Here is a 19,483-nt window from a genome sequence, read left to right as displayed (position 1 = left end):
GCGGACCATAAAGGTCCGCCCTACAGCGGAAGCCGCGAGCGTTAGCTGATGCTGCGCTTGCCGCCGTTCGAATATCACGCGGCGACGACCGCTGAAGAAGCCGTCAGTCTGCTCGCGCGCTTTGGTCCGGACGCGCTGCCGGTATCCGGCGGCACCGATCTGTACGCCAACATGAAGCAGCGACTGTTCACTCCCAAAGTTCTCGTCGGCCTCCGGCCGATTGCGGATCTTCAGTACATCGCGTACAACGCGGTGACCGGCCTCGCACTCGGCGCGCTCGCCACGCTGACGGACATCGCGGAAAGCCCGGTCGTGCGCAAGTACTATCCGGCCCTCGCTCAAGCCGCGGCGCTCATCTCCACGCCGCAGCTTCGCAATTCGGGAACGATCGGCGGCAATATCTGCCTCGACACGCGTTGCAACTACTACAATCAAAATCTCGATTGGCGCAAAGCGCTCAACTTCTGCATGAAGAAAGACGGCGACATCTGCCGCGTCGCGCCCGGTAGCCCGAAGTGCGTCGCGGTCAACTCGTCGGACACGGCACCGGTGCTGCAGGCATTCGGCGCGCGCGTGCATCTCACGTCGCCGGCTGGAACGCGAGAGTTGGCGATCTCGGAGTTCTTCCTCGATGACGGCATGGTCGCGTGGGCCAAGCGCCCCGACGAGATCGTGACGAAGATCGTCATCCCGCCGCCTTCAGGCGACACGCGCAGTTCCTATCGCAAACTGCGCTTGCGCAATTCCTTCGACTTCCCGATCCTCGGCGTGGCGGCTGTCGTGCAGCTCGACGGAGCGGGCCAGTGCGTCGCCGCGAAACTCGTGCTCAACGCCGTGTCATCGAGGCCCGTGGAGGTCGCCGATGCCGCGAAAGTGCTCGTCGGCTCAGCCCTCGGTCCGGAGACGATCGCCGACGCGGCCGATGCTGCGTTCCGCGTAGGCCGTCCGCTCGACAACACGAGCGCGACCATCCCCTACCGCAAACGCATGGTCCGCGTCTTTGCTCAGCGCGCGCTCGAAGATGTCGCGCGAGCGGTGCCGCTCTCCGGCTGACTCACGTCCCCGCGCCGCCGCCGACATGTAAGATGAACTTGACGATCATGCGGTTGAGCGTCGCGCTCGCCGCGGGCGACCCGAAGTTCACATAAAGCTCGTCTTGGTTCGCGAACCGTTCGTGCAGCCCAAACGAGAAGTTCTTGCCGGGCGCAGCGAAGCCGCCGCTGCCGGAGATCGAGCGAAACCCGATCGATATATCCGCCTGCTCGCCTAACGACTCGTCGAGCGCGATCCGGCGCAGCCACTGATTGTCGGCGCCGAAGTCCTGATAGCGCTCGCGCGTGCCGTCCGTCTCAAGCGAAAGCGTGAGCCGCTCGCCGATCCTGTGCGAGGTCGAAAACGTGTACTGCTGAAGGTAAGCAGGCGTCGCCGCGCCCCCGGGAGCGTCGCACACCGCGGGGCCGCCGTTGGGCGGCGGCAGTCCGAAGGAACCGCCGGAGAAGTTGACGTTGATCGGAGACGAGGAAGCGACGTTATATCCGATGCCCAAGCCGCTGGAATTAAACGCGTTCGTCTGACCGCCGCTGTAGTGGGGATAACACGTCTGGTACTGCCGCAGCTCACTATTGCTGAAGATCGGGTAGATCGAGATGAGATTCTTGAAGTCGATCGTCAGATCCGCGAAAGCATCCGCTTCGTGCACGGCGCCGGACCGGTCCAAGTAGCGGTCGGCCACCCCTGTGAAATCCCATGCCTTGATGATGCTGCCGTTGCTGCCGGCGCCGGCGAACTTCAATATGCCTACGGGTCCTCTGATGTCGTTGATCTGCGTGAAGCCATCGATCGGATTGAAATAAGGTCCGATGTCCTCGGTGCCCGCGTAGATCGAGTACGCCTGTCGGTTGATCCCGATCAACCCGATGTCGTCGCGCGCCAATGCCGCGTCGGGGACGAATGTGCCCCACTCTTGCGCAAGTTTGAAACCGGCGCCGATCTCCGTCTTGGGATTGAAGTAGATCGAACCGAATTGCGCCGAGTCATCGATACCGTTGATGCGGCGCGCGATCACACCGTCGCCGAAAACGCTGAGCGCCTGATCGGATGTCGAGTTCAGAAGACCGTACGCCGAATCATCGAAGCCTGAGCCTTTGACGTCGAGCAAGCCGATCGAATTGTGACCGGCCGTGCCTTCGACTTTGAAGCCCCGGTCGAACTTGCCGATGCCGGGGCTATAGAAAAGCGCATCGGAATCGTTGATATTGAACACCTGCGGGCTCACGAAGTTCGCGCCTTGGGAAAAGAACGGCCGGTATTCCGCGAGGAATCGCTGAAATTCTTGCGGCGCGATCGTCTGCTGATCGATCTCGACATTTGAGAAATCCGGCGCAAGCGTGCCGACGGCCGCGAGTGTGTCCGTGAACGGCACGGTGAAGTCGAGCCCGACCGCCGGCGGGGTGGTGGGTTCGAACGCACCGCTGTTCACTTGGAAAAGTCTGCGATCTGCGCCGAGCGATGCGAGTCCGTAGAGGTCGGCGCGCGGCTGCGGGCGCGCGGCACCGGCACTGAGCTTGATCCCGGACAGCTGCGGCCAGTACTGCGAACTGCTGATGTCCTGCATGTTCGCGTCAAAGGCCCACGAGTATTTCTCGTCCGTCGCTGCGATATGCCGCTCGAAGTTTATCCGCCACGCCTGGACGCCCGAAGACTGCGCGCGCAGATCCTTCAGCGGGATTTCGAATTCGGCGGTCCAGGTCGTGCCGTGCACGTTCGCCGCCGCGACCCACGGCGGCGAGTAGCGGCTGGACTCCATCGAGTCCTCGTAGCGCACGCCTCGCGGCGTCACGTAGAAGTCGTACATCTCGCTTCCCACTCCACTCGTATCCAGGCTCACGCCGACATAATCGTCGAGGCCGGATCCGACATCGTTCGTGGTCTGCTTCGCTGTGATCGGCACGCCAGGCTGTTGGCAGACGAACGCGACGTAGATGTTCTTGTCGTCGTAGAGCAGGTATGCAATGGTGTCGAGACTCGCGGGCTTTCGCAGGGTAAAATTTGCGAAGCTCTTCGCAGTGAGTCCGGTCTGCCAGATCGGATCGCTCGCGGTGCCGTCCAACGCCGGCACATGCGTCGCGACGACCGCTGGAAATGAGTCTTTGCGATTGACCGACGCCGAAACCGGCAGCCAAGGAGTCGCACAGAGCATACAGACAAACGCAAATGGAGCAAGAAGCCGTGCCGGAGCTGCCCTCATGATCGGTATATCATCGTGTCGTGAAAAAGTTTCCGGCTTCAGCAGATCGCGCTACCGTCGGCGGGCGGCGGCAACGCGCATCAGCAGTTCGTCATCGTCGAGCGTGCTTGCCTCGGGGCCGAGTTTCGGCCGTAATGCCGTCGCCACCCGTTGCGCGAGACTGCGCGCGACGTCCGGCTGGAGCTGTCCGCGCCGAGCGATGTAACGGTCGACGAGTTCGATCTCCTCGGGCGTCAACGCAGCAGTACCGCCGATTCCCATGGCCGGCTGCGGGTCGCCGTCTCCTTCGAGCCAGCGCTTTGGATCGGTCACTTCAAACGCGCGATCGCGGACCACGATCGTGCCTGCGGCGAGATCCCCAAGCCGCTTGTTTTGAGCCGACACGACCGCGCTGATGGCCGAGAGCGCGTAGAAGAACAGCGCCGCTTCGAGCACCCGGATCAGGTTGCGGATGACCGATTCCGAAAACCCGATGGGGTAGCCGCCGTCGCGGACGACGCGGATGCCGATAACGCGCTTTCCCGGCGTCTGCCCGTTCCAGAGCGCTTCGAACGCGATGAAATAGCCGAAGTAAATCGCAAAGATCGCAAAGATCGCCGCCGCAGTTATGATGGATTCCACTTGCGCCGGTTTTATGTGCATCGACCCCAGAAACCGATCGATGCCCGAGCTTGCATAGCCGAAACCGACGAGGAGCCCGATCGTCAGGATCGTCTGTATGACGAGATCGACGAGAATCGCGAGAAAGCGGCTGCCGAGGCCTGCCAGTTCGTAATGAAAGGCGATGCTCTCCGGCGTGCGCACGACTACCGAACGCTCCATGAACGGTCCTTATCGGAGGGCGTGTCACGCAGCCGGCCGAACGGCCGCCGCATGACGCAACGTAGTTTCGTCGAGCGACGCCAATCCGGGTGGTCACAGCTCGAGGCGATCGTCGCAATCGCTGAGCGGCGCGGTCTGCGCGGGCTCGAGGCCGAACAAGTCGCCGAACTCGGACGGCTGTATCGTTGGGTCACTTCGGATCTTGCGTATGCCGAGGGCCATCGTCTCGATCCGGCGTTGCGCGCTTATCTCAACCGCCTCACGGCACGCTCGCACGCCTACGTGTATGGCGGCACGGTAGAGCGGGGCCGGGCGCGCGTGGCGCGGTTCTTCGCGGAGACGTTTCCGGCGGAAGTGCGCAACTCCCGAGGCTACATCCTCGCGTGCGCCGCGCTCTTCTCCCTGGCCGCAGTCGTGGCCTACTATCTCGTGACCGTCAAGCCCATCGACGCATTCGCCATTCTACCTGCGGAGATGGTCCAACCGATCCACAAGAGCTTGCACGACAGCAACTTCGCATTCGACCGCGATTATGCAGCGACGATGTCGAGCGAAATCATGACCAATAACATCAAGCTCGCCATCCTCGCGTTCGCCGGCGGGATGACGCTCGGCATTGCAACGCTCTATCTGCTGTTCTTCAACGGCTTGTATCTCGGTGGAACGGGTGCGCTGTACGCCAACGCCGGATTCGGTTACGATTTCTTCGCCACGATCGCGCCGCACGGTGTGATCGAGCTGACAGCGATCACGATCGCCAGCGCGGCGGGAATCCTGATGGCGGCGGGTGTGATCGCGCCCGGGCGCCTTCGGCGCATCGATGCGCTGCAGCGCAACAGCCGTCGCGCCGGCGTGCTCATTCTCGGCGTGTGCGCGATGCTGGTGGTTGCCGGCACGATCGAGGGATTTTATTCTCCCCAGCGATTTCCGCCGGCTGCCCGACTTGGGATGGGCGCCTTGACCGCGGCGGCCATGACTTGGTACTTCGGGTTCAGCGGCCGCCGCCGCGCAAGGGAATCTGTGTAGGGCGAACCTTTAGGGTCCGCCGCGCAAAGAATCAATGTAGGGCGGACCTTAATGGTCCGCCGGCGGGCCATAAAGGCCCGCCCTACAAGAGCGGCGGGCCATAAAGGCCCGCCCTACAAGAGGCTGCGCGCTTTGACTTCCACGTATGCGTTGATGAGCGACGTCGTCAACTTCGCCGCCGGAACATCGATGACGGCGACACCGCGCTGCGTCAAAACCGCGGCCGCCTTGCGCCGCTCCGAACGCAGCGAGGCAGCGACACCGGCGCGGTACGCGTCGATCGCCGACGTTGGTTCGAGCGCGAGGGCGGCTTCGACGGCTTCATCGTTCATGAGCACGCAGACGACGAGGTGGCGAGGAGAGAGCATCGCCACGTTTGCGAGCACGGTTGCTGACGCGACCGGATCGAACATGTCGGTAAAAAAAATGATAAGGCTTCGCTTCGGCTGACGAGCGCGCAAGTACGCGAACGCGCCGGAGTAGTCCGATTCCTCGAAGCGCGGCTGAAGATCGAAAGCTGTCTGCGTCAGCGCGGACGCATGATGCGCACCCGAACGCGGCGCCACATGCTCCAGCACGCTGCCGGCAAAGGCCATGAGCCCGACTTTGTCGTCGGCGAATCCCGCGATCGCCGCGACGGAGAGCGCGGCGGTGACTGCGTAGTCGAACTTGCGCTGCAAACCGATGCGCGGCATCATGAGCCGTCCGGCATCGAGCACGACCATCACGGTCTGACTTCGCTCGATGTCGAACTGCGACGCCATGAGCTTGCCGCGCCGCGCGGTCGCCTTCCAATTTATCGAGCGGAATTCGTCGTTCGGTCCATACTCGCGCAAGCTGTCGAACTCGCCGCCCGGTCCGCGCAGATGCATGATGCGAAAACCTGCATCGACCAATCGACCGCGCCGCGCCAGCTCGCCGTAGCGTTCGACCGCCGAAAGATCCGGATACACGCGGATCTCGCACCCTGCCAGCACTATCCATCGCCGGCGGACGAGGCCGATACCGTTCTCGGCGGTCACATACAGGTCGGAGAGATCCCCTTTGCCACGCTCGCGCGGCATGATGGGAAGCTCTGCCGTTGTCTGCCGGCGCGCTCCGACGACGCCGCGCGCCGCATCTTCCGGCAGGTCGAGAATGTCGAGCGGCGTGTCGACGATCTCAAACGCGAACGGTGTCGCGCTTCGGTTGCTGACGCGATAGCGAAGCACGGCCGCGCTGCGCAGCGCGAGATGATCGACCGGCAGCCGCTCCACGGTGACATCGCGGCGCCCGGGCCCGACCATGACGTCGGCCGCGGCGAATCCCACAAGCACAAACCCAAGCGCGGCTGCGACATAGGCGAGAACGTGCACGAACTCAGCAGCAGCTGCGACGACCGCGATCGCACAAAGTGCGGAGACGAAACGCGGCGTCACCCAAGGGAAACCCGCGGTCCAGCGGCGCCGTACTTTGCGAGCCACGTGTCAGGCCGGTCCTGCAGCAGTCGGATCCGGCTGCGCTTCTTTGGGAACGGGAACCGCCTGCAGCACACGCTCGACGATCGCCGTCGCAGTGACACCTTCCACTTCGGCCTCAGGCCTGACGATCAACCGATGCGACAACACGACCGGCGCGGCATCCTTCACGTCGTCCGGCGTGGCGTAGTCGCGATCGTCGATGGCCGCCGCTGCCTGCGCGGCCAGCAACAGATGCAATCCGGCGCGCGGGCTTGCGCCAAGCGTGAGGTCGGCGGCGTTGCGCGTGCCGGCTACGATATCGTAGACGTAAGCGCGCAGACCCTCGGAGAGATGAATCGCACGCACATCGGTGCGCAGCGCGGCGATTTCGTCGACCGATGTGACAGCGGCGACGCCGGCGCGCTCGAGCTCATGCGCGTCGAAACCGGCTGCCGATCGCGCGAGCAACTCGAGCTCCTGCTCCCTGCTCGGATAACCGGTCGCCGATTTGACCATGAATCGATCGAGTTGCGCCTCGGGCAGCGGATACGTGCCCTCGTACTCGACAGGGTTCTGGGTCGCACATACCATGAACAACGGCGGCAACGGCGCGCTGACGCCGTCGATCGTCACTTGGCGCTCTTCCATCGCCTCGAGCAGCGACGATTGCGTCTTCGGCGGCGTGCGATTGATTTCGTCGGCAAGCAAGAGGTTTGTGAAGATCGGCCCGTGCCGCGTTGAAAATTCGCCCGACTTCGGATTGAAGACCGTCGTACCGACGACGTCGGCCGGCATCAGATCCGGCGTGAACTGGATGCGGCGGAAGTCGGCTCCCATGAGCAATGCGAGTGCGCGCACGAGGAGCGTCTTGGCCGTACCCGGCACGCCTTCGATCAGCACGTGACCGCCGCCGAGCAGCGCGACGAGCAGCGCGAAGATCGTGCTCTCCTGTCCGACGACTACCTCATGCAGACCGTCGCGCAGTCGTCGTGCGGCGTCCGAAACCGATGCGGGCATATGGCGCGTATTCCTTTCGAAGCGTTGCTGCGACGCGGACTGCCTGGAGCAGTTCCGTGTCGGTAGGGCGTTCGTACGATCGTAGACGATTGAGCTCGAGGACCCTGTCGGCCGTCGCTCCGCCGTCCGGCCGGTGACGGAGCGCTTCCGCGACGCGCGCGATCGGCGTGCCTTCGCCTAGACCGAGCGACGACGCGACATCGCGCAGGCATGCGTCCGCGACCGATCGCAGCGCGATGCGCGCCGCGCCGCCGCGTGCGAGGAGCGCGGCCATGGACGCGAGATATTCCGACGATGTGCGCTCGGTCTCGACCGGAAGACGGGTCACCGGCCCGAAGCGGAAGAGCGATCCGACGAGCAGCAAGACGAACGCGGATCCGAGCAGTGCGGCGCCGATGCGCATGGGCGCGGGTAAGACCGCCCAGAGCGAATCACCGCTCTGGAAACCGTGCGAGAATTCGTCAAATGCCACGACCTTCGCTCGATCGCCGCCGGCGGTCAGCGCATCGTACGCGAATCGGGCGTTATCGGCGCGCGCGAGATTCCGGTTTTGAAACAGCGAGTCATCGGTGATGACGACGATGTTGCCCTTCCCATAGCCGTACGTCGAGGCGACGAGGCCCGCACCGTCGGCGGCAAGCGGCGTTTGCGTCTGCGCCTGACGTAAGGGAATGCGCAAGTTGGAATCGCCCGCGAGATTTGCGACGCCGGACGTCAGCGGCGTGGAGACCGCGGGCCGTGCGCGATCGTTCTTCACGTGTGCTGCGTCAACAGGCGGCGCTTTGAGTTCGTCGGGCAGCGGAACCGCGCCGATGACGACGAGGCGTCCACCGGCTTTTACCCAGCGTTCGAGCGAGTCGAAATCCGCCGGGCTCTCGTTGAGAAGTCCGAACGGCGAATCGGCGATCACGTACGTATCGACGCCCTCATCGAGATATGCCGGGCGCCGCTCAAAACGCTCGACGCGCGTGCCCTCCGCCCGCAAGACGTCGTACAGCGCGCGATAGCCGCCAGGGTGCGCGTCGTACGTGGATTGCGAATCGAATGTCGGCTGAGCGCCATGGAGGCGGACCTCCAGGTATGCGATGCCGCCGTATCCGATCAAGACGATCAACGCGGCGATGGCCTCGAAGATCGGAAACGAGCGCCGCGACTTCCCGCTCACTGTCGAACCCCGACGAGCGGCGTGAACCGGGAATATGACGCATCCGCTGACATCCACTCCCGTTCGGTCGCATCCTTGTCGGCGTATGCCACATCGGTGAACGCGCGCGCCAAGTCGTCAAACGGCGATGCCGCGCGCGCGGCGGCAAGCCGCACCGCTCGACGATACTCACCCGCCGTCCGCGCGGGATCGTAGGCGACGCGGCCCGAGCGATCGAGCACGACGAGCGCCGCTTGGAATAGAAGCGCTACCGCGCGACCGTACGATCCTTCGCCCGCCGCGCGACGCGCTTCCGCATAGCTCAGATCCGGATCGCCCGGCGCGGCGATCTCCGTTCCGATCCGTTCTTCACCGCGCCGGCGCGAACGCCGCGCGACGAGCATCAGCGCGACGCGGACGATGAGGTATAGGAGCGCGGCTGCCGCAGCCGCGACCGCGATGATCGCAATGATGTCGCCGAGCGCAACCGACGAAGAGCCGCTCGCGGCCGCGCGGCCGAGGAACTTCGACCAGAGCTCTGCCAAGCGTTTTAGGAGACTATCCAGCCACGATTCTTTTTGCGGGGCCGGCGGCGCTGCATGCGCGACGGCGTATGCGGGATCCGACAAGACCCTTTTCGCAACACCGCCCACATCATGAAGCGGCGAGATCGAAGCCGCCTGTTCAAGTGCGGCCGTACGCCGCAAAGACGCAGCGAGCGCACTCAGGTCGCGAGCCCGGTCCCGCGGTTTTTTCTCGGTCCAAGCGCCGTCCAGACCAGCCTTGAGCCAGGTCTCGAGTTTTCCCGAGACGCGAATCGCAGTGACGTCGGAGGCTGTTGGGCTCTTGTGCGCGGCGGCCCGATCGAGCGCGGCCGCGGCCGCCGTGATGTCCTCAGTCGTCGCCGCGATGACGGGCGTTGCGCACATCGTCAACGCCGCGCCGAGCGCGATGACCGACCATCTCACGCCCCAGCGATCGGCTGCGCCGCTCCGCCTCCTGCGAGTTGCCGGGCGAGATGTTCCAGATCGAATCCCTCACGCCGGATGCGCGCGTCGTAATAGTACATCGCGACGATGGCGAACATCAGCGGCGTGTAGATGACGGTCATAAGCGTCAGCGCGCCATAGAAGAGCGGTGCGAGTACGTCGGGCGTCGGCTTGAAGACGACGTATATCGCCGTCCCCAAGCCTCCGACGATCAGCTCGAGCGCGATGATAACGCCGGTGATGGCCGCTGCAACGCCAAACGATCGCCAATATGCGCCTCTGGAGAAGACGCGCGCAAAGCCGGAAGCGAACGCCTTGATCGGATCGACAGACTCAACGACGACGGCGGCGAACGAAAGCGCCCATGTCATGTACAACTGCTGCGCGGTCAAGACGAACCAGATAATCAACGGAAAGACGACGATCGCACCCGCGACGGCAAGCGCCGCGGGCATATGTGCGCCGGCGGCGATGATGGCAGCAAAGACGAAGGTGAGGAGTACGAGCAGGATCACAAAGGCGAAGTAGCCGACGAGGAAAGCGACGATCCACAGCACAGCCAACAACAGCACGTGCGCCCAGCGGCGAAAAGCGTCGCGATAGCATTCGGCGAGGCTGATCCGCTCGCCAAGATACGAACGCGACACGCCGGCGATCACCGCCGCGTTGGCAAAGGGCAGCGCTATCACCGAGAGCAGCATCGAAAGACCCATGAGCGGCAGACTGCGCACGTAGGCGCTCGTGAATTGGCTCACGTCCGGCTGAGGCGGCGGAGCATTGGGATTCTTAAAAGCGCTCGTCATCATGGAGATGTCGAATCCGAGCATATCGCGCGAAGCAAGATACTGGAGCAGCATCGTGGGAACGATCACCACGACGAGCGCGCCGGTCAGCACGAGGACGTTCCTGAGATAGACGGTGAAGCCGCGATCGAGCATCTCGCCAACGCTCATCGGGCGAAGATTAACGGCCGGCGCTTCGCTGCTCATCGCGCTGCGCTGTTCTCGCGGTTCTGTGCGGCATCCTGGATTGCGGAGTATCGCGCGTTCGCATCGAGGTAGAAAATGGTGCCCGCGACGTTGACGAAGGTGGCGATCGCGACGCCGAGGAGTACCTCCAACACGCGGGCCACCACTACTTGATGCGTCACATCCACAGCAAATCCCGCAAGCGCGAATGAGAAAATCACCGCTAGCACGTCAAAAGCCAGTATTCCAAACCCAAATACAAACGATCGCGAGACCGCGGCCTTGGTCATTGTCATTCGCCATCCCGTTCTCATCGCTCGGACGACACCTGAATCGTCGAGCGCGACAGCCCCAAAAGCGCAGTAACCCCATGCCTCGAGTGCGCAGAACAAGAGGGCAGCGGACAGAGATATGGCAGCAGTTAGGACAGCGGGTGAACGCGCGGCGGGCCACATCAGCGCCGGAAGCGCCCATATAATAACGATGACAATGAAGATGAGGAAGGCGATGAATACTATCGCGAACTGCTGGGCGACAAGTCGATACAAGACCCTTAGTGACTTCGGAATCACCTGAACTGCGGCTGGGCGCTCACCGCGCAAGATTCGCTCGGTCAGGTTTGCGACGAGACAAGCCGCCAGAACCGAAACGGCAAGTCCGAGTGCGATAAATATCCAATCGCTCGCCAAGGATTTCTTCGTCGGATCTTGGGAAAGCCGGAAGAATTGCGAGATCAAGCGCGGATTTGCGACGACCGTCCCGAGGGCCAAGTCAAATCGGGCTTGCGCCGAGCGTTGAATCCAGTCCTGGAGAGCGACGAATGGAATGTTGAAGATGCCATAAGCAAGCGTTAGTTGCAAGAAATTTCTCAACACGACGTGTACCGCGCGATCGAAGATCTCTCCAACGGACAGAAGCCGCGTTGCGTTTGGATCGTTCATCAGAACCGGCGTTCTCTGCGTGCCTTTCCATCGAGATAGAACAACGCACCAGCTACGTTGACAAACACGGCCAGTTCGGTCAATCCGATCAATCGTACTGCGCTGGCAGCATAGTTCTGATGAATCGCGATGCCGATCACTGCAATGATGTAGAAGAACAACATGCCGACGACGACGATGGCCCACATACCAAATCCGAAGAGCAAGGACCTGACGGCCGCAGATCTGCGAAAGCACATCCGCCATGCGCCGACAAGCGCTCCAAAAGGTCCTACGTCATCAAGCGTTGCGGCGCCGAACGCGCAAGTCGCCCACGGAACCGCGCCAATCGCGAACAGGGACGTTATGATGGCAACCACCACGACGAATGCCATAGCCGCCTTATCGGAAAAGGGCTGATTCGTCGCCACCACCCAAATGACCACCGCCACGAAGTATACCGCCGCCACCACGAAGATGCCGCTGGCAACGCCAACGACGGAGAGCAACGAAACCCAGACGGACCTCGGCCAGCTCCGAAACGCCCGCCGTAAGGAAGTGGAGAAAGAAGGTCGATCACCACTCGCGGTTCCGGCCGTGAACGCAGCGATCGCAGCGCCGGCGAGTGGAAAGACGATGAGTCCTAGGGCTATGAGCCACCAGCCGTTTGCGTCAAGTCGGTTCGACGGCGATATTGGATTGAACGCAGGCGATCGGTCCGGGTGGGCGATAACGGATTCGATCGCTCCGTAAACTCTTACAGCGAGGGCACGCTCAACCCACGAAAATAAGAGCACATACGGCAAGAGAAACGCCCCAAAAGTGAGCGTCAACGTCCAAACATTCCTGAACAAGACGCTGATCGCGCGATCGAATATTTCGCCAATGGAAAGAAGCCGCGCTCCTTGGGGAACGTCCATCGCTTCCGCCGTTCAATCTTGTGGGAGGTCGTCCCCGCCACGTGCTCCGAAATGCGCGAGTACGATGGAAGCAACCGGAAAAGTCGTCGTCACCCGCGGTGGGATAGAAGAAAGCGCGCATGCGATACGATTCGCAGTGGCTGACGCAGATGGCCGCATCGTCGCTTCCGGCGGCGACGTCGAGCAGCCGACGTTTCTTCGGTCTTCAGCAAAACCGCTGATCTGCGCTGTTGTCGTCGCAAGCGGGGCCGCAGATCGTTTCGGGTTCACCGAACGGGAGATCGCACTGATCGCTGGTTCGCACAGCGGCGAGCCATTTCATATCGAAGCGGCGCGAAGCATGCTCGCAAAGGCCGGCTTGGACGAGGGCGCACTGCGCTGCGGTCCACACGCTCCGTACAACGCAAGCGCGGCAGCCGCACTGGCAGCAGCGGGGATAAAACCGGGTCGCATCCATAACAATTGTTCGGGGAAGCATGCCGGCATTTTGGCACTTGGTATGCACCTCGGCGCCGGACCGGACGGTTATCTCGAACCAACTCATCCCGCGCAAGCGCTGATACTTCGCGGGTACGCGGTCATGCTCGAGGTGCCGCAGTCAACGTTTGCGGTGGGAGTGGATGGATGCGGAATTCCGGTGATCGCCACGCCGCTCTCCGTCGCCGCGCGGTTCTTTGCGCGATTCGCAGGGCCCGAATCTTTCCCGGCGGAATTCCGAGACGCGCTCGTGCGCGTGCGCGACGCCATGATGCGCTACCCGGAGATGGTCGCCGGCACCGGCGAATTCGACACCGATCTCATGCGCGCGTTGCCTGGCGACATCGTGTGCAAAGGCGGGGCCGAAGGATATCACGCAAGCGCATCGCTCACGCAAGGAATCGGCATGTGCGTGAAAATCGTGGACGGAAACTCTCGCGCCGTACCGCCGTTCGTCACGTCGCGTCTCGTTCCGAGCGGTGTGCTTGCGCAATACGAACGCGTCGAAGTGAAGAACAGAGCCGGCACGGTAACGGGCGAGATCTTCGCCGTCTGATCATCCTTCAGACAAACAGGGGCGAATCAGCCGTCGGCGTAGATCAGCTCGCCGCCGACGAAGGTGTGGGTCACGCGATTGCGTCGATCCCAGACGGTGAAATCCGCGCGCATGCCTTCACGCAAGGTTCCGATCTCATCGTCGAGCCCGATCGCTCGCGCCGGGGCCCACGTGGCGCATACGACGGCTTCGGGAAGCAGCAGGCCAGTTGCCGCGATGATGTTGCGCACGCCTTGGTCCGGCGTGAGCAGACTCCCAGCGATCACGCCTTCGCGCGTCACCGCCACGCCGCCCGACGCGGAGACCGCATCGGTCAGCGGCATCGCATCGGTCGTCGCGACAAGATTGATTCCCTTGAGCCGATAGAGCAGTGCGAGATGTTCCGGCGAGACGTGGACGCCATCCGCGATGACCTCGCAGAAGGCGGTTGGATCGAGCAAGTAGGCGGTGAGAATCGACGACTTGCGATGATGGAGCGGCGGCATGGCGTTGAACGAATGCGTGAGGATGGTAAAACCGTGTTCGATGGCGGCGTTGCCGATCGCATACGTCGCTGCGGTATGCCCCGCCGAGAGCACGACGCCACGCCTTCGCAGTTCCTCGGCGGCGCGCGCGGCGCCGTTGATCTCGGGCGCCATCGTGACGCGACAGCGGCCGGTCGTCCACGTGTCGAGCAAAGCTTCCACGCGAGCCGGCGTCGGTTCGAGCAAGAACTCTTCCTGATGGACGCGACGGAACTCACGATTGAGAAACGGACCCTCGAAATGTAAACCGAGCGGTCGCGCGCCGGTCAACGGCAGGCACGAGCGGCGCGAGATCGCAGTGGCCGCGTGCAGCATTTGATCCCACGGGCTCGTCATGATCGACGGAAGGAAGGCAGTGACGCCGTGCGTGGGCGCATCGGAGCACAGCGCCTCGAGCGCGTCGATCGGATCGCGATTGAACCAATAGCGACCGACGCCGTTGGTGTGAAGATCGATAAGTCCCGGTGTGATCGTGCTGCCCGCCGGCAATTCGTAGGTGAGGAACTGGGGACCATCCTCGATCGATGCGATGCGGCCGGCCTCGACCCGGATGCAGCCCTGACGAGCGCCGCCGTCGCCCATGGCGACCAGCGCGGGCCCGATCGTCGCGGAACGCATGGTCAGGCGCGGATCATAGCGAGCAATTCCGCGGTCTTGCGCTCGAGCAGCTCCGGCGTATCGGCTTCCACATTGAGGCGCAGCAGCGGTTCGGTGTTCGATGGCCGCACGTTGCACCACCAATCCGCATATTGGATCGTCACCCCGTCAAGATGGTCGATCTGCGCGTCGGCATAGCGCGCTTCCAGCTCCGCAAGCTTGGCGGGGATGTCATCGACTCGGCTGTTGATCTCTCCGGACCGCCGGCGCGAATCAAGCGGCGCGAGCAAAGCGCTGATCTTCTTGTTCTCGCGCGACATGAGCTCGATCACGACGAGCAGCGCGATGAGGCCGGAGTCGGCGAAGTAATGATCGCGGAAGTAGAAATGCCCGGAGTGCTCGCCGCCGAAGACGGCCGACTCCTCGCGCATCACGGCTTTGATGATGGAGTGGCCCACCTTGGTGCGGACCGGATGGCCGCCTTCGGCGCTGATGATCTCGGGGACGCTGCGCGAACAGATGAGATTATAGAGGATAGTCGCGTTCGGATGTTTGCGCAGCAGCATTTTCGCGACGAGCGCGGTCACCATATCACCGCCCACGAGCTCGCCCCGCTCATCCGTGATGAAGACGCGATCGGCATCGCCGTCGAATGCCGCACCAAGGTCCGCGCCGTGTGCGCGAACCGCGCGCTGCACGTCAGCCATATTCTCGGCTTCGATCGGGCTCGCCGGATGATTCGGAAATGCGCCGTCCAGCTCGAAGTACAGCGGGATCACTTCGATCGGCAGATGCTTGAAGATCGCGGGGACGATGAGACCGCCCATGCCGTTCCCGCAATCGATCGCGACCTTCAGCGGCCGTATCGCACCGCGGTCGATGAAGGAGAGGCAATGCTGTGCGAAGTCGTCGAGCACGTCACGCGCTCGGATCGAGCCCGTACGCGCAGGCGTGGAGAATCGCCCCGACACCGCGAGGTCTCTTATCGCGTAGACGCCGGTCTCGGCCGACAGCGCGATCGCCTTCTCACGGCAGAGCTTGAAACCGTTGTATTCTTTGGGATTGTGTGACGCGGTGATCATCGCGCCTGCGGGATACTCGAAGTTGCCGACGGCGAAATAAAGTTCGTCGGTCGACGTGAGCCCGAGGTCGACGACGTCCGCACCGGCCGCGGTCACTCCGCGGGCGAACGCCTGAAAAAGAGGCTCGGACGATGCGCGCATGTCGCGCCCGACCGCGACCGTCGAGCAGCGCAAGAATTCCACAAACGCCCGCCCGATCAGTTCGGCGGCGTTCTCGTCGAGTTCCGACGGATAGATGCCCCGGATATCGTAACTCTTGAAGATGCTTGGATCGAGCCGCGTCTGCATACCTATTTCGGCCACTGAAAGTTCGCAGGCACGTGGCTGAGGAAAACGATTGCCACGATCACGACGACGAGCATGGCCAGCAGACGCCACAATTTGGGAGGCTTGTCCATAGGAAGGGGAGAGTTGTCTTTTCGCCGCGCGCGGCCCTACCGCGTCAACTCAAGCGCATAGAGAAGTTCGCACGGGCTATCGGGGTCGGTCTGCGGTACCGACTTCCAGCCCGTCGTCTCGTACAGATGAATCGCCGCGGAACACGCTCTTCGTGTCGAGATCCAGGCCGCTCAAGCCGACATCGCGGGCAGCATTGACCGCGGTCTCAAGCAGCATGCGCCCGATTCCTCGGCCGCGGTGCGCATCGGACAAGAAAAACTTGGAAAGCGTGGCGCGGCCATTTCCGCGCGGCGTGACGATGACCGAGCCGACGACGCACTTGTCGACCTCGGCGACGAACGCCATGGCTCCAGCCGCCGCTTGGCCGAATGTCATCACGTCGCGATCGATGCCTTCGGGATCCGCTTCGACACCATATTCGCGCATCGTGTCGAAGACGATCTTGCGGACCGTGTCGCCGTCGGACGGCACGGCGCGACGGATCACCGGCGGATTCAAATCTCGATCGCGCCGACGAGATACGGCGCAGCGTGGCCCGACATCTTCACCCGGTCGCCTTCGATCGAGCACCAGAATTCGCCGCCGCGCTTTGAGACTTGGCGCGCCCGCATTTCGGTTTTCCCGAGCCGCTCGCTCCAGTACGGCGTCAGCGTGCAGTGCGCCGAGCCTGTTGCCGGGTCTTCCGGCACGCCGAGCCGCGGGGCGAAGAATCGCGAGACGAAGTCGACGTTCTCGCCTGGCGCGGTGACGATGACGCCATGCGCATCGAGTCTGCCGAGCGCCGCCATGTCCGGGGCGATCGATCGGACATCCCGCTCGCTGTCGTAGACGGCCAGATACGAAGTCGCGAGGAGCAGCTCTTTCGGCACTTTGCCGATCGCCTCAAAAAGGCCGGGCAGCGGCTCGCTCGGACGCGGCCGCAACGCTGGAAAATCCAGTTCCAATCGTTCGTCCTTGCGGTGGACGTGCAGCGGTCCGCTGCGCGATCCAAACGTCACCGCGCTGCGCTTGCGGTCGAGATGTTCGAACACGACGTATGCAGAGGCAAGCGTGGCGTGTCCGCAGAGATCCATTTCGACCTCGGGCGTGAACCAGCGGATCGCGAACTCGTCTCCTTCGGGGACGATGAATGCCGTCTCCGCGAGATTGTTCTCCGCCGCGATGGACTGCATGATGTCGTCGGAGAGCCACGACGTGAGGGGGCAAACGGCGGCCGGGTTGCCGCCGAATGCCTTAGGTGTGAACGCGTCGATCTGATAGAGCGGAATGCGCATCATCGATCACAGATCGTGGTAGAGGTAGAATTCGTAGGGATGTGGGCGGATCTTGACTTCCTGGATCTCCCGCGTCCGCTTGTAGTCGATCCACAGATCGATGATCTCTTGTGTGAAGACGCCGCCTTCTAACAAGAATGCGTGGTCCTTTTCCAATGCCGTCAACGATTCGTCGAGGCTGCCCGGCACCGAGCGGATCTTCCGCGCTTCACGCGCGGGCAAATCGTAGATGTTCGTATCGAGCGGACCAAAACCGGCCTTGGTCGGGTCGATCTTGCGGCGGATGCCGTCCAGACCTGCCATCAGCAGCGCGGAGAACGCGAGATACGGATTCGACGTGCAGTCCGGCGGCCGGAACTCGATGCGTTTGGACCGGCTGAAGCGCGGCCCTTTGAAGAAGATCGGCACGCGGATCGCGGCCGAGCGGTTCCCCTTGGAGAACGCGACGTTGACCGGCGCCTCGAAGTGCGGCACCAGGCGTTTGTACGAGTTGGTCGTCGGCGCACAGAACGCCATCAGCGCGTTGATGTGTGTGAGGAGACCGCCGATGTAGTGCAGCGCGGTGGTTGAAAGCTCGGCGTAGCCCTTTTCGTGATAGAAGAGATTCTTGCCGGCCTTCCAGAGGCTCATGTGCACGTGCATGCCCGAACCGTTGTCGCCGAAGAGCGGCTTCGGCATAAACGTGACGGTCTTACCGTACTTGCGGGCGACGTTGCGCGTCACATACTTGTAGATCATCACGTTGTCGGCTTGCGTCACGAGATCGTTGTAGCGGATATCGATCTCCGTCTGACCGGCCGTCGCGACTTCATGGTGATGCATCTCGACGGGCACGCCCCATTCCTGGAGCGAGAGCACCATCTCAGAGCGGATGTCCATGTGCTTGTCCGAAGGCGCGACCGGATAGTATCCCTCTTTCGGCCGCAAGGCGTAACCGAGGTTCGGGGTCTCTACGGAGCCTGAGTTCCAGTGCGCTTCTTCCGAGTCGATGACGTAGCCCATCATGTTCGGCTGGATGTCAAAACTCAGGTGGTCGAGGATGAAGAATTCGAGTTCGGGTCCGAAGTAAGCGGTATCGGCGGTTCCGGATTTTTTGAGGAAGGCGGCGGCTTTCTTCGCGATGCCGCGCGGATCGCGTGAGTAGAGCGCTTGTTCGCGCGGATCGAAGATGTCGCAGATGAACGAGACGGTTGGTACCGAGCAGAACGTGTCGACCCGCGCCGACGACGGCTCGGGCAGCATGATCATGTCGCTCTCTTGAATGGCCTGAAATCCGCGGATGCTCGATCCGTCAAAGCCGATGCCGTGGACAAACGCGTCCTCATCCACTTCGCCGGCCGGCACCGATGTATGCTGCCACATGCCCGGCATGTCGATGAACTTGAAGTCCACGATCTTGGCGCCGTGTTTCTTGATGAAATCCAATGCCGCTTTGGCAGGCGATGCTTTCGCCACGCTTTACCGCCCTCCATCATGGAACGATTCGCAAGCCGTAGAGCCGGCCCGCATGGCTGCATTGTACGCGCCCAGATGGCCGCGCGCATTTAGCCGCCTGTCGCACGTTCTCGGCGGCCGGTTCGACAAATGGCGATGGTCTGTGGATAGATTCAGGAAGGCGCGGGTTCGGCTGACCGGGCCTCCTCAAGCGCCTTGAGCCACATGCAGGCCGCCATCGCAAGCGCCTGCACTATATATATCTCGCCGAACGCGTAGGCGGCGGAGCCGACTATATCGAGCGCGGGCGCAACGCCGGGAGTGGTTCCGGTGCCCATCGCGAGATAAACGATCGCCCACATCGCGCCTGCGATTGGAACCATGATCGCGTACGCGACGGCGATGTTAAGCCCCAACAGAACAAACGAGCGCAACTGAACACCGGACGTCATACGTACAGACTCGATCACCGCCTTTAGTCCAGGCACGCCTTGCGCCGCGAGCACCGGAGCGCACACAAGCCGGCCGCATATGAATATCCCTACGGCGCTGCCCGTCAGGTCCGCGATGAGCGTATTGGGATTCACCTCGCGAAGGGCGCGGTCAAAACCGAACGCCCAAAGCCAAGGGATTACAGTCAACCCCGCA

At 62.7% G+C, this 19,483-nt stretch carries 18 protein-coding genes; 3 read left to right on the top strand and 15 right to left on the bottom strand.

The features are described from left to right. Positions 1–48: 48 nt before the first annotated feature. Positions 49–1,053: a xanthine dehydrogenase family protein subunit M gene (locus VKT51_08480; protein ID HLJ84189.1), complete on the top strand. Its 1,005-nt coding sequence runs from the start codon at positions 49–51 to the stop codon at positions 1,051–1,053. Position 1,054: 1 nt separating this feature from the next. Here the strand turns inward: VKT51_08480 and VKT51_08475 are convergent, their stop codons facing one another. Then, entirely contained in the window at positions 1,055–3,247 is a 2,193-nt protein-coding gene (locus VKT51_08475; protein HLJ84188.1) for a hypothetical protein, read from the bottom strand. A 51-nt stretch (positions 3,248–3,298) separates the two neighbouring features. Next, a complete protein-coding gene (locus tag VKT51_08470) occupies positions 3,299–4,069 on the bottom strand; it encodes an RDD family protein (GenBank protein ID HLJ84187.1) in 771 nt (256 codons plus the stop codon). A gap of 51 nt (positions 4,070–4,120) precedes the next feature. On the opposite strand from VKT51_08470, the gene VKT51_08465 reads away from it, so the two are divergent. After that, positions 4,121–5,095 (top strand): stage II sporulation protein M, encoded by a 975-nt coding sequence (locus VKT51_08465; protein HLJ84186.1) that lies wholly within the window; start codon positions 4,121–4,123, stop codon positions 5,093–5,095. A 113-nt stretch (positions 5,096–5,208) separates the two neighbouring features. Here VKT51_08465 and VKT51_08460 read toward each other — a convergent pair whose 3' ends face one another. The 7 genes from VKT51_08460 to VKT51_08430 are packed head-to-tail and all read right to left on the bottom strand — an operon-like array spanning position 5,209 to position 12,492. Next, complete coding sequence (locus VKT51_08460) at positions 5,209–6,558, bottom strand: DUF58 domain-containing protein (protein ID HLJ84185.1); 1,350 nt, start codon at positions 6,556–6,558, stop codon at positions 5,209–5,211. 3 nt (positions 6,559–6,561) lie between these two features. Continuing rightward, complete coding sequence (locus VKT51_08455) at positions 6,562–7,551, bottom strand: MoxR family ATPase (GenBank protein ID HLJ84184.1); 990 nt, start codon at positions 7,549–7,551, stop codon at positions 6,562–6,564. Then, the gene (locus tag VKT51_08450; protein ID HLJ84183.1) at positions 7,499–8,716 is read right to left on the bottom strand and encodes a DUF4350 domain-containing protein; all 1,218 of its coding nucleotides are present in this window, start codon (positions 8,714–8,716) and stop codon (positions 7,499–7,501) included. The genes VKT51_08455 and VKT51_08450 overlap by 53 nt, the downstream gene beginning before the upstream one ends. Continuing rightward, a complete protein-coding gene (locus VKT51_08445; GenBank protein ID HLJ84182.1) occupies positions 8,713–9,663 on the bottom strand; it encodes a DUF4129 domain-containing protein in 951 nt (316 codons plus the stop codon). Before VKT51_08445 ends, VKT51_08450 begins: the two co-directional genes overlap by 4 nt. Continuing rightward, complete coding sequence (locus VKT51_08440) at positions 9,660–10,673, bottom strand: hypothetical protein (protein ID HLJ84181.1); 1,014 nt, start codon at positions 10,671–10,673, stop codon at positions 9,660–9,662. Before VKT51_08440 ends, VKT51_08445 begins: the two co-directional genes overlap by 4 nt. Continuing rightward, positions 10,670–11,593, bottom strand: a complete 924-nt coding sequence (locus tag VKT51_08435) for a hypothetical protein (protein HLJ84180.1) — start codon at positions 11,591–11,593, stop codon at positions 10,670–10,672. Before VKT51_08435 ends, VKT51_08440 begins: the two co-directional genes overlap by 4 nt. Continuing rightward, on the bottom strand, positions 11,593–12,492 hold the full coding sequence (locus VKT51_08430; GenBank protein ID HLJ84179.1) for a hypothetical protein: 900 nt from the start codon (positions 12,490–12,492) through the stop codon (positions 11,593–11,595). The genes VKT51_08435 and VKT51_08430 overlap by 1 nt, the downstream gene beginning before the upstream one ends. A 64-nt stretch (positions 12,493–12,556) precedes the next feature. Between VKT51_08430 and VKT51_08425 the strand changes: the two genes are divergently transcribed. Further along, positions 12,557–13,525 carry an asparaginase gene (locus tag VKT51_08425; protein ID HLJ84178.1) on the top strand — a complete coding sequence of 323 codons (969 nt, stop codon included), beginning with the start codon at positions 12,557–12,559 and terminating at the stop codon, positions 13,523–13,525. Positions 13,526–13,551: 26 nt separating this feature from the next. On the opposite strand, the gene VKT51_08420 is transcribed toward VKT51_08425, so the two are convergent. The 6 genes from VKT51_08420 to VKT51_08395 form a co-directional block, all read right to left on the bottom strand. Next, a complete protein-coding gene (locus tag VKT51_08420) occupies positions 13,552–14,667 on the bottom strand; it encodes an amidohydrolase family protein (GenBank protein HLJ84177.1) in 1,116 nt (371 codons plus the stop codon). A gap of 2 nt (positions 14,668–14,669) precedes the next feature. After that, positions 14,670–16,016 (bottom strand): phosphomannomutase/phosphoglucomutase, encoded by a 1,347-nt coding sequence (locus VKT51_08415; protein HLJ84176.1) that lies wholly within the window; start codon positions 16,014–16,016, stop codon positions 14,670–14,672. Between the two features lie 186 nt (positions 16,017–16,202). After that, complete coding sequence (locus tag VKT51_08410; GenBank protein HLJ84175.1) at positions 16,203–16,613, bottom strand: GNAT family N-acetyltransferase; 411 nt, start codon at positions 16,611–16,613, stop codon at positions 16,203–16,205. Between the two features lie 8 nt (positions 16,614–16,621). After that, positions 16,622–17,404 carry a PhzF family phenazine biosynthesis protein gene (locus VKT51_08405; protein HLJ84174.1) on the bottom strand — a complete coding sequence of 261 codons (783 nt, stop codon included), beginning with the start codon at positions 17,402–17,404 and terminating at the stop codon, positions 16,622–16,624. Between the two features lie 3 nt (positions 17,405–17,407). Next, positions 17,408–18,856: a type I glutamate--ammonia ligase gene (glnA, locus tag VKT51_08400; GenBank protein HLJ84173.1), complete on the bottom strand. Its 1,449-nt coding sequence runs from the start codon at positions 18,854–18,856 to the stop codon at positions 17,408–17,410. A gap of 152 nt (positions 18,857–19,008) precedes the next feature. Continuing rightward, positions 19,009–19,483, bottom strand: a 475-nt coding sequence (locus VKT51_08395) for a hypothetical protein (GenBank protein HLJ84172.1), incomplete at its 5' end; no start/stop codon positions are given.

The sequence above is a fragment of the Candidatus Eremiobacteraceae bacterium genome (assembly GCA_035295225.1).
GTDB lineage: Bacteria > Vulcanimicrobiota > Vulcanimicrobiia > Eremiobacterales > Eremiobacteraceae > JABCYQ01.
Note: the sequence above shows the minus strand (reverse complement) of the source record. Positions and strands in the feature narration are given on the sequence as shown.

Coding starts and splice junctions, on each gene's coding strand:
- VKT51_08430 (HLJ84179.1), bottom strand. CDS start 12,492: ATGGACGTTCCCCAAGGAGCGCGGCTTCTTTCCATTGGCGAAATATTC.
- VKT51_08480 (HLJ84189.1), top strand. CDS start 49: ATGCTGCGCTTGCCGCCGTTCGAATATCACGCGGCGACGACCGCTGAA.
- VKT51_08455 (HLJ84184.1), bottom strand. CDS start 7,551: ATGCCCGCATCGGTTTCGGACGCCGCACGACGACTGCGCGACGGTCTG.
- VKT51_08435 (HLJ84180.1), bottom strand. CDS start 11,593: ATGAACGATCCAAACGCAACGCGGCTTCTGTCCGTTGGAGAGATCTTC.
- VKT51_08470 (HLJ84187.1), bottom strand. CDS start 4,069: ATGGAGCGTTCGGTAGTCGTGCGCACGCCGGAGAGCATCGCCTTTCAT.
- VKT51_08475 (HLJ84188.1), bottom strand. CDS start 3,247: ATGAGGGCAGCTCCGGCACGGCTTCTTGCTCCATTTGCGTTTGTCTGT.
- VKT51_08415 (HLJ84176.1), bottom strand. CDS start 16,016: ATGCAGACGCGGCTCGATCCAAGCATCTTCAAGAGTTACGATATCCGG.
- VKT51_08405 (HLJ84174.1), bottom strand. CDS start 17,404: ATGATGCGCATTCCGCTCTATCAGATCGACGCGTTCACACCTAAGGCA.
- VKT51_08465 (HLJ84186.1), top strand. CDS start 4,121: ATGACGCAACGTAGTTTCGTCGAGCGACGCCAATCCGGGTGGTCACAG.
- VKT51_08425 (HLJ84178.1), top strand. CDS start 12,557: ATGGAAGCAACCGGAAAAGTCGTCGTCACCCGCGGTGGGATAGAAGAA.
- VKT51_08440 (HLJ84181.1), bottom strand. CDS start 10,673: ATGAGCAGCGAAGCGCCGGCCGTTAATCTTCGCCCGATGAGCGTTGGC.
- VKT51_08420 (HLJ84177.1), bottom strand. CDS start 14,667: ATGCGTTCCGCGACGATCGGGCCCGCGCTGGTCGCCATGGGCGACGGC.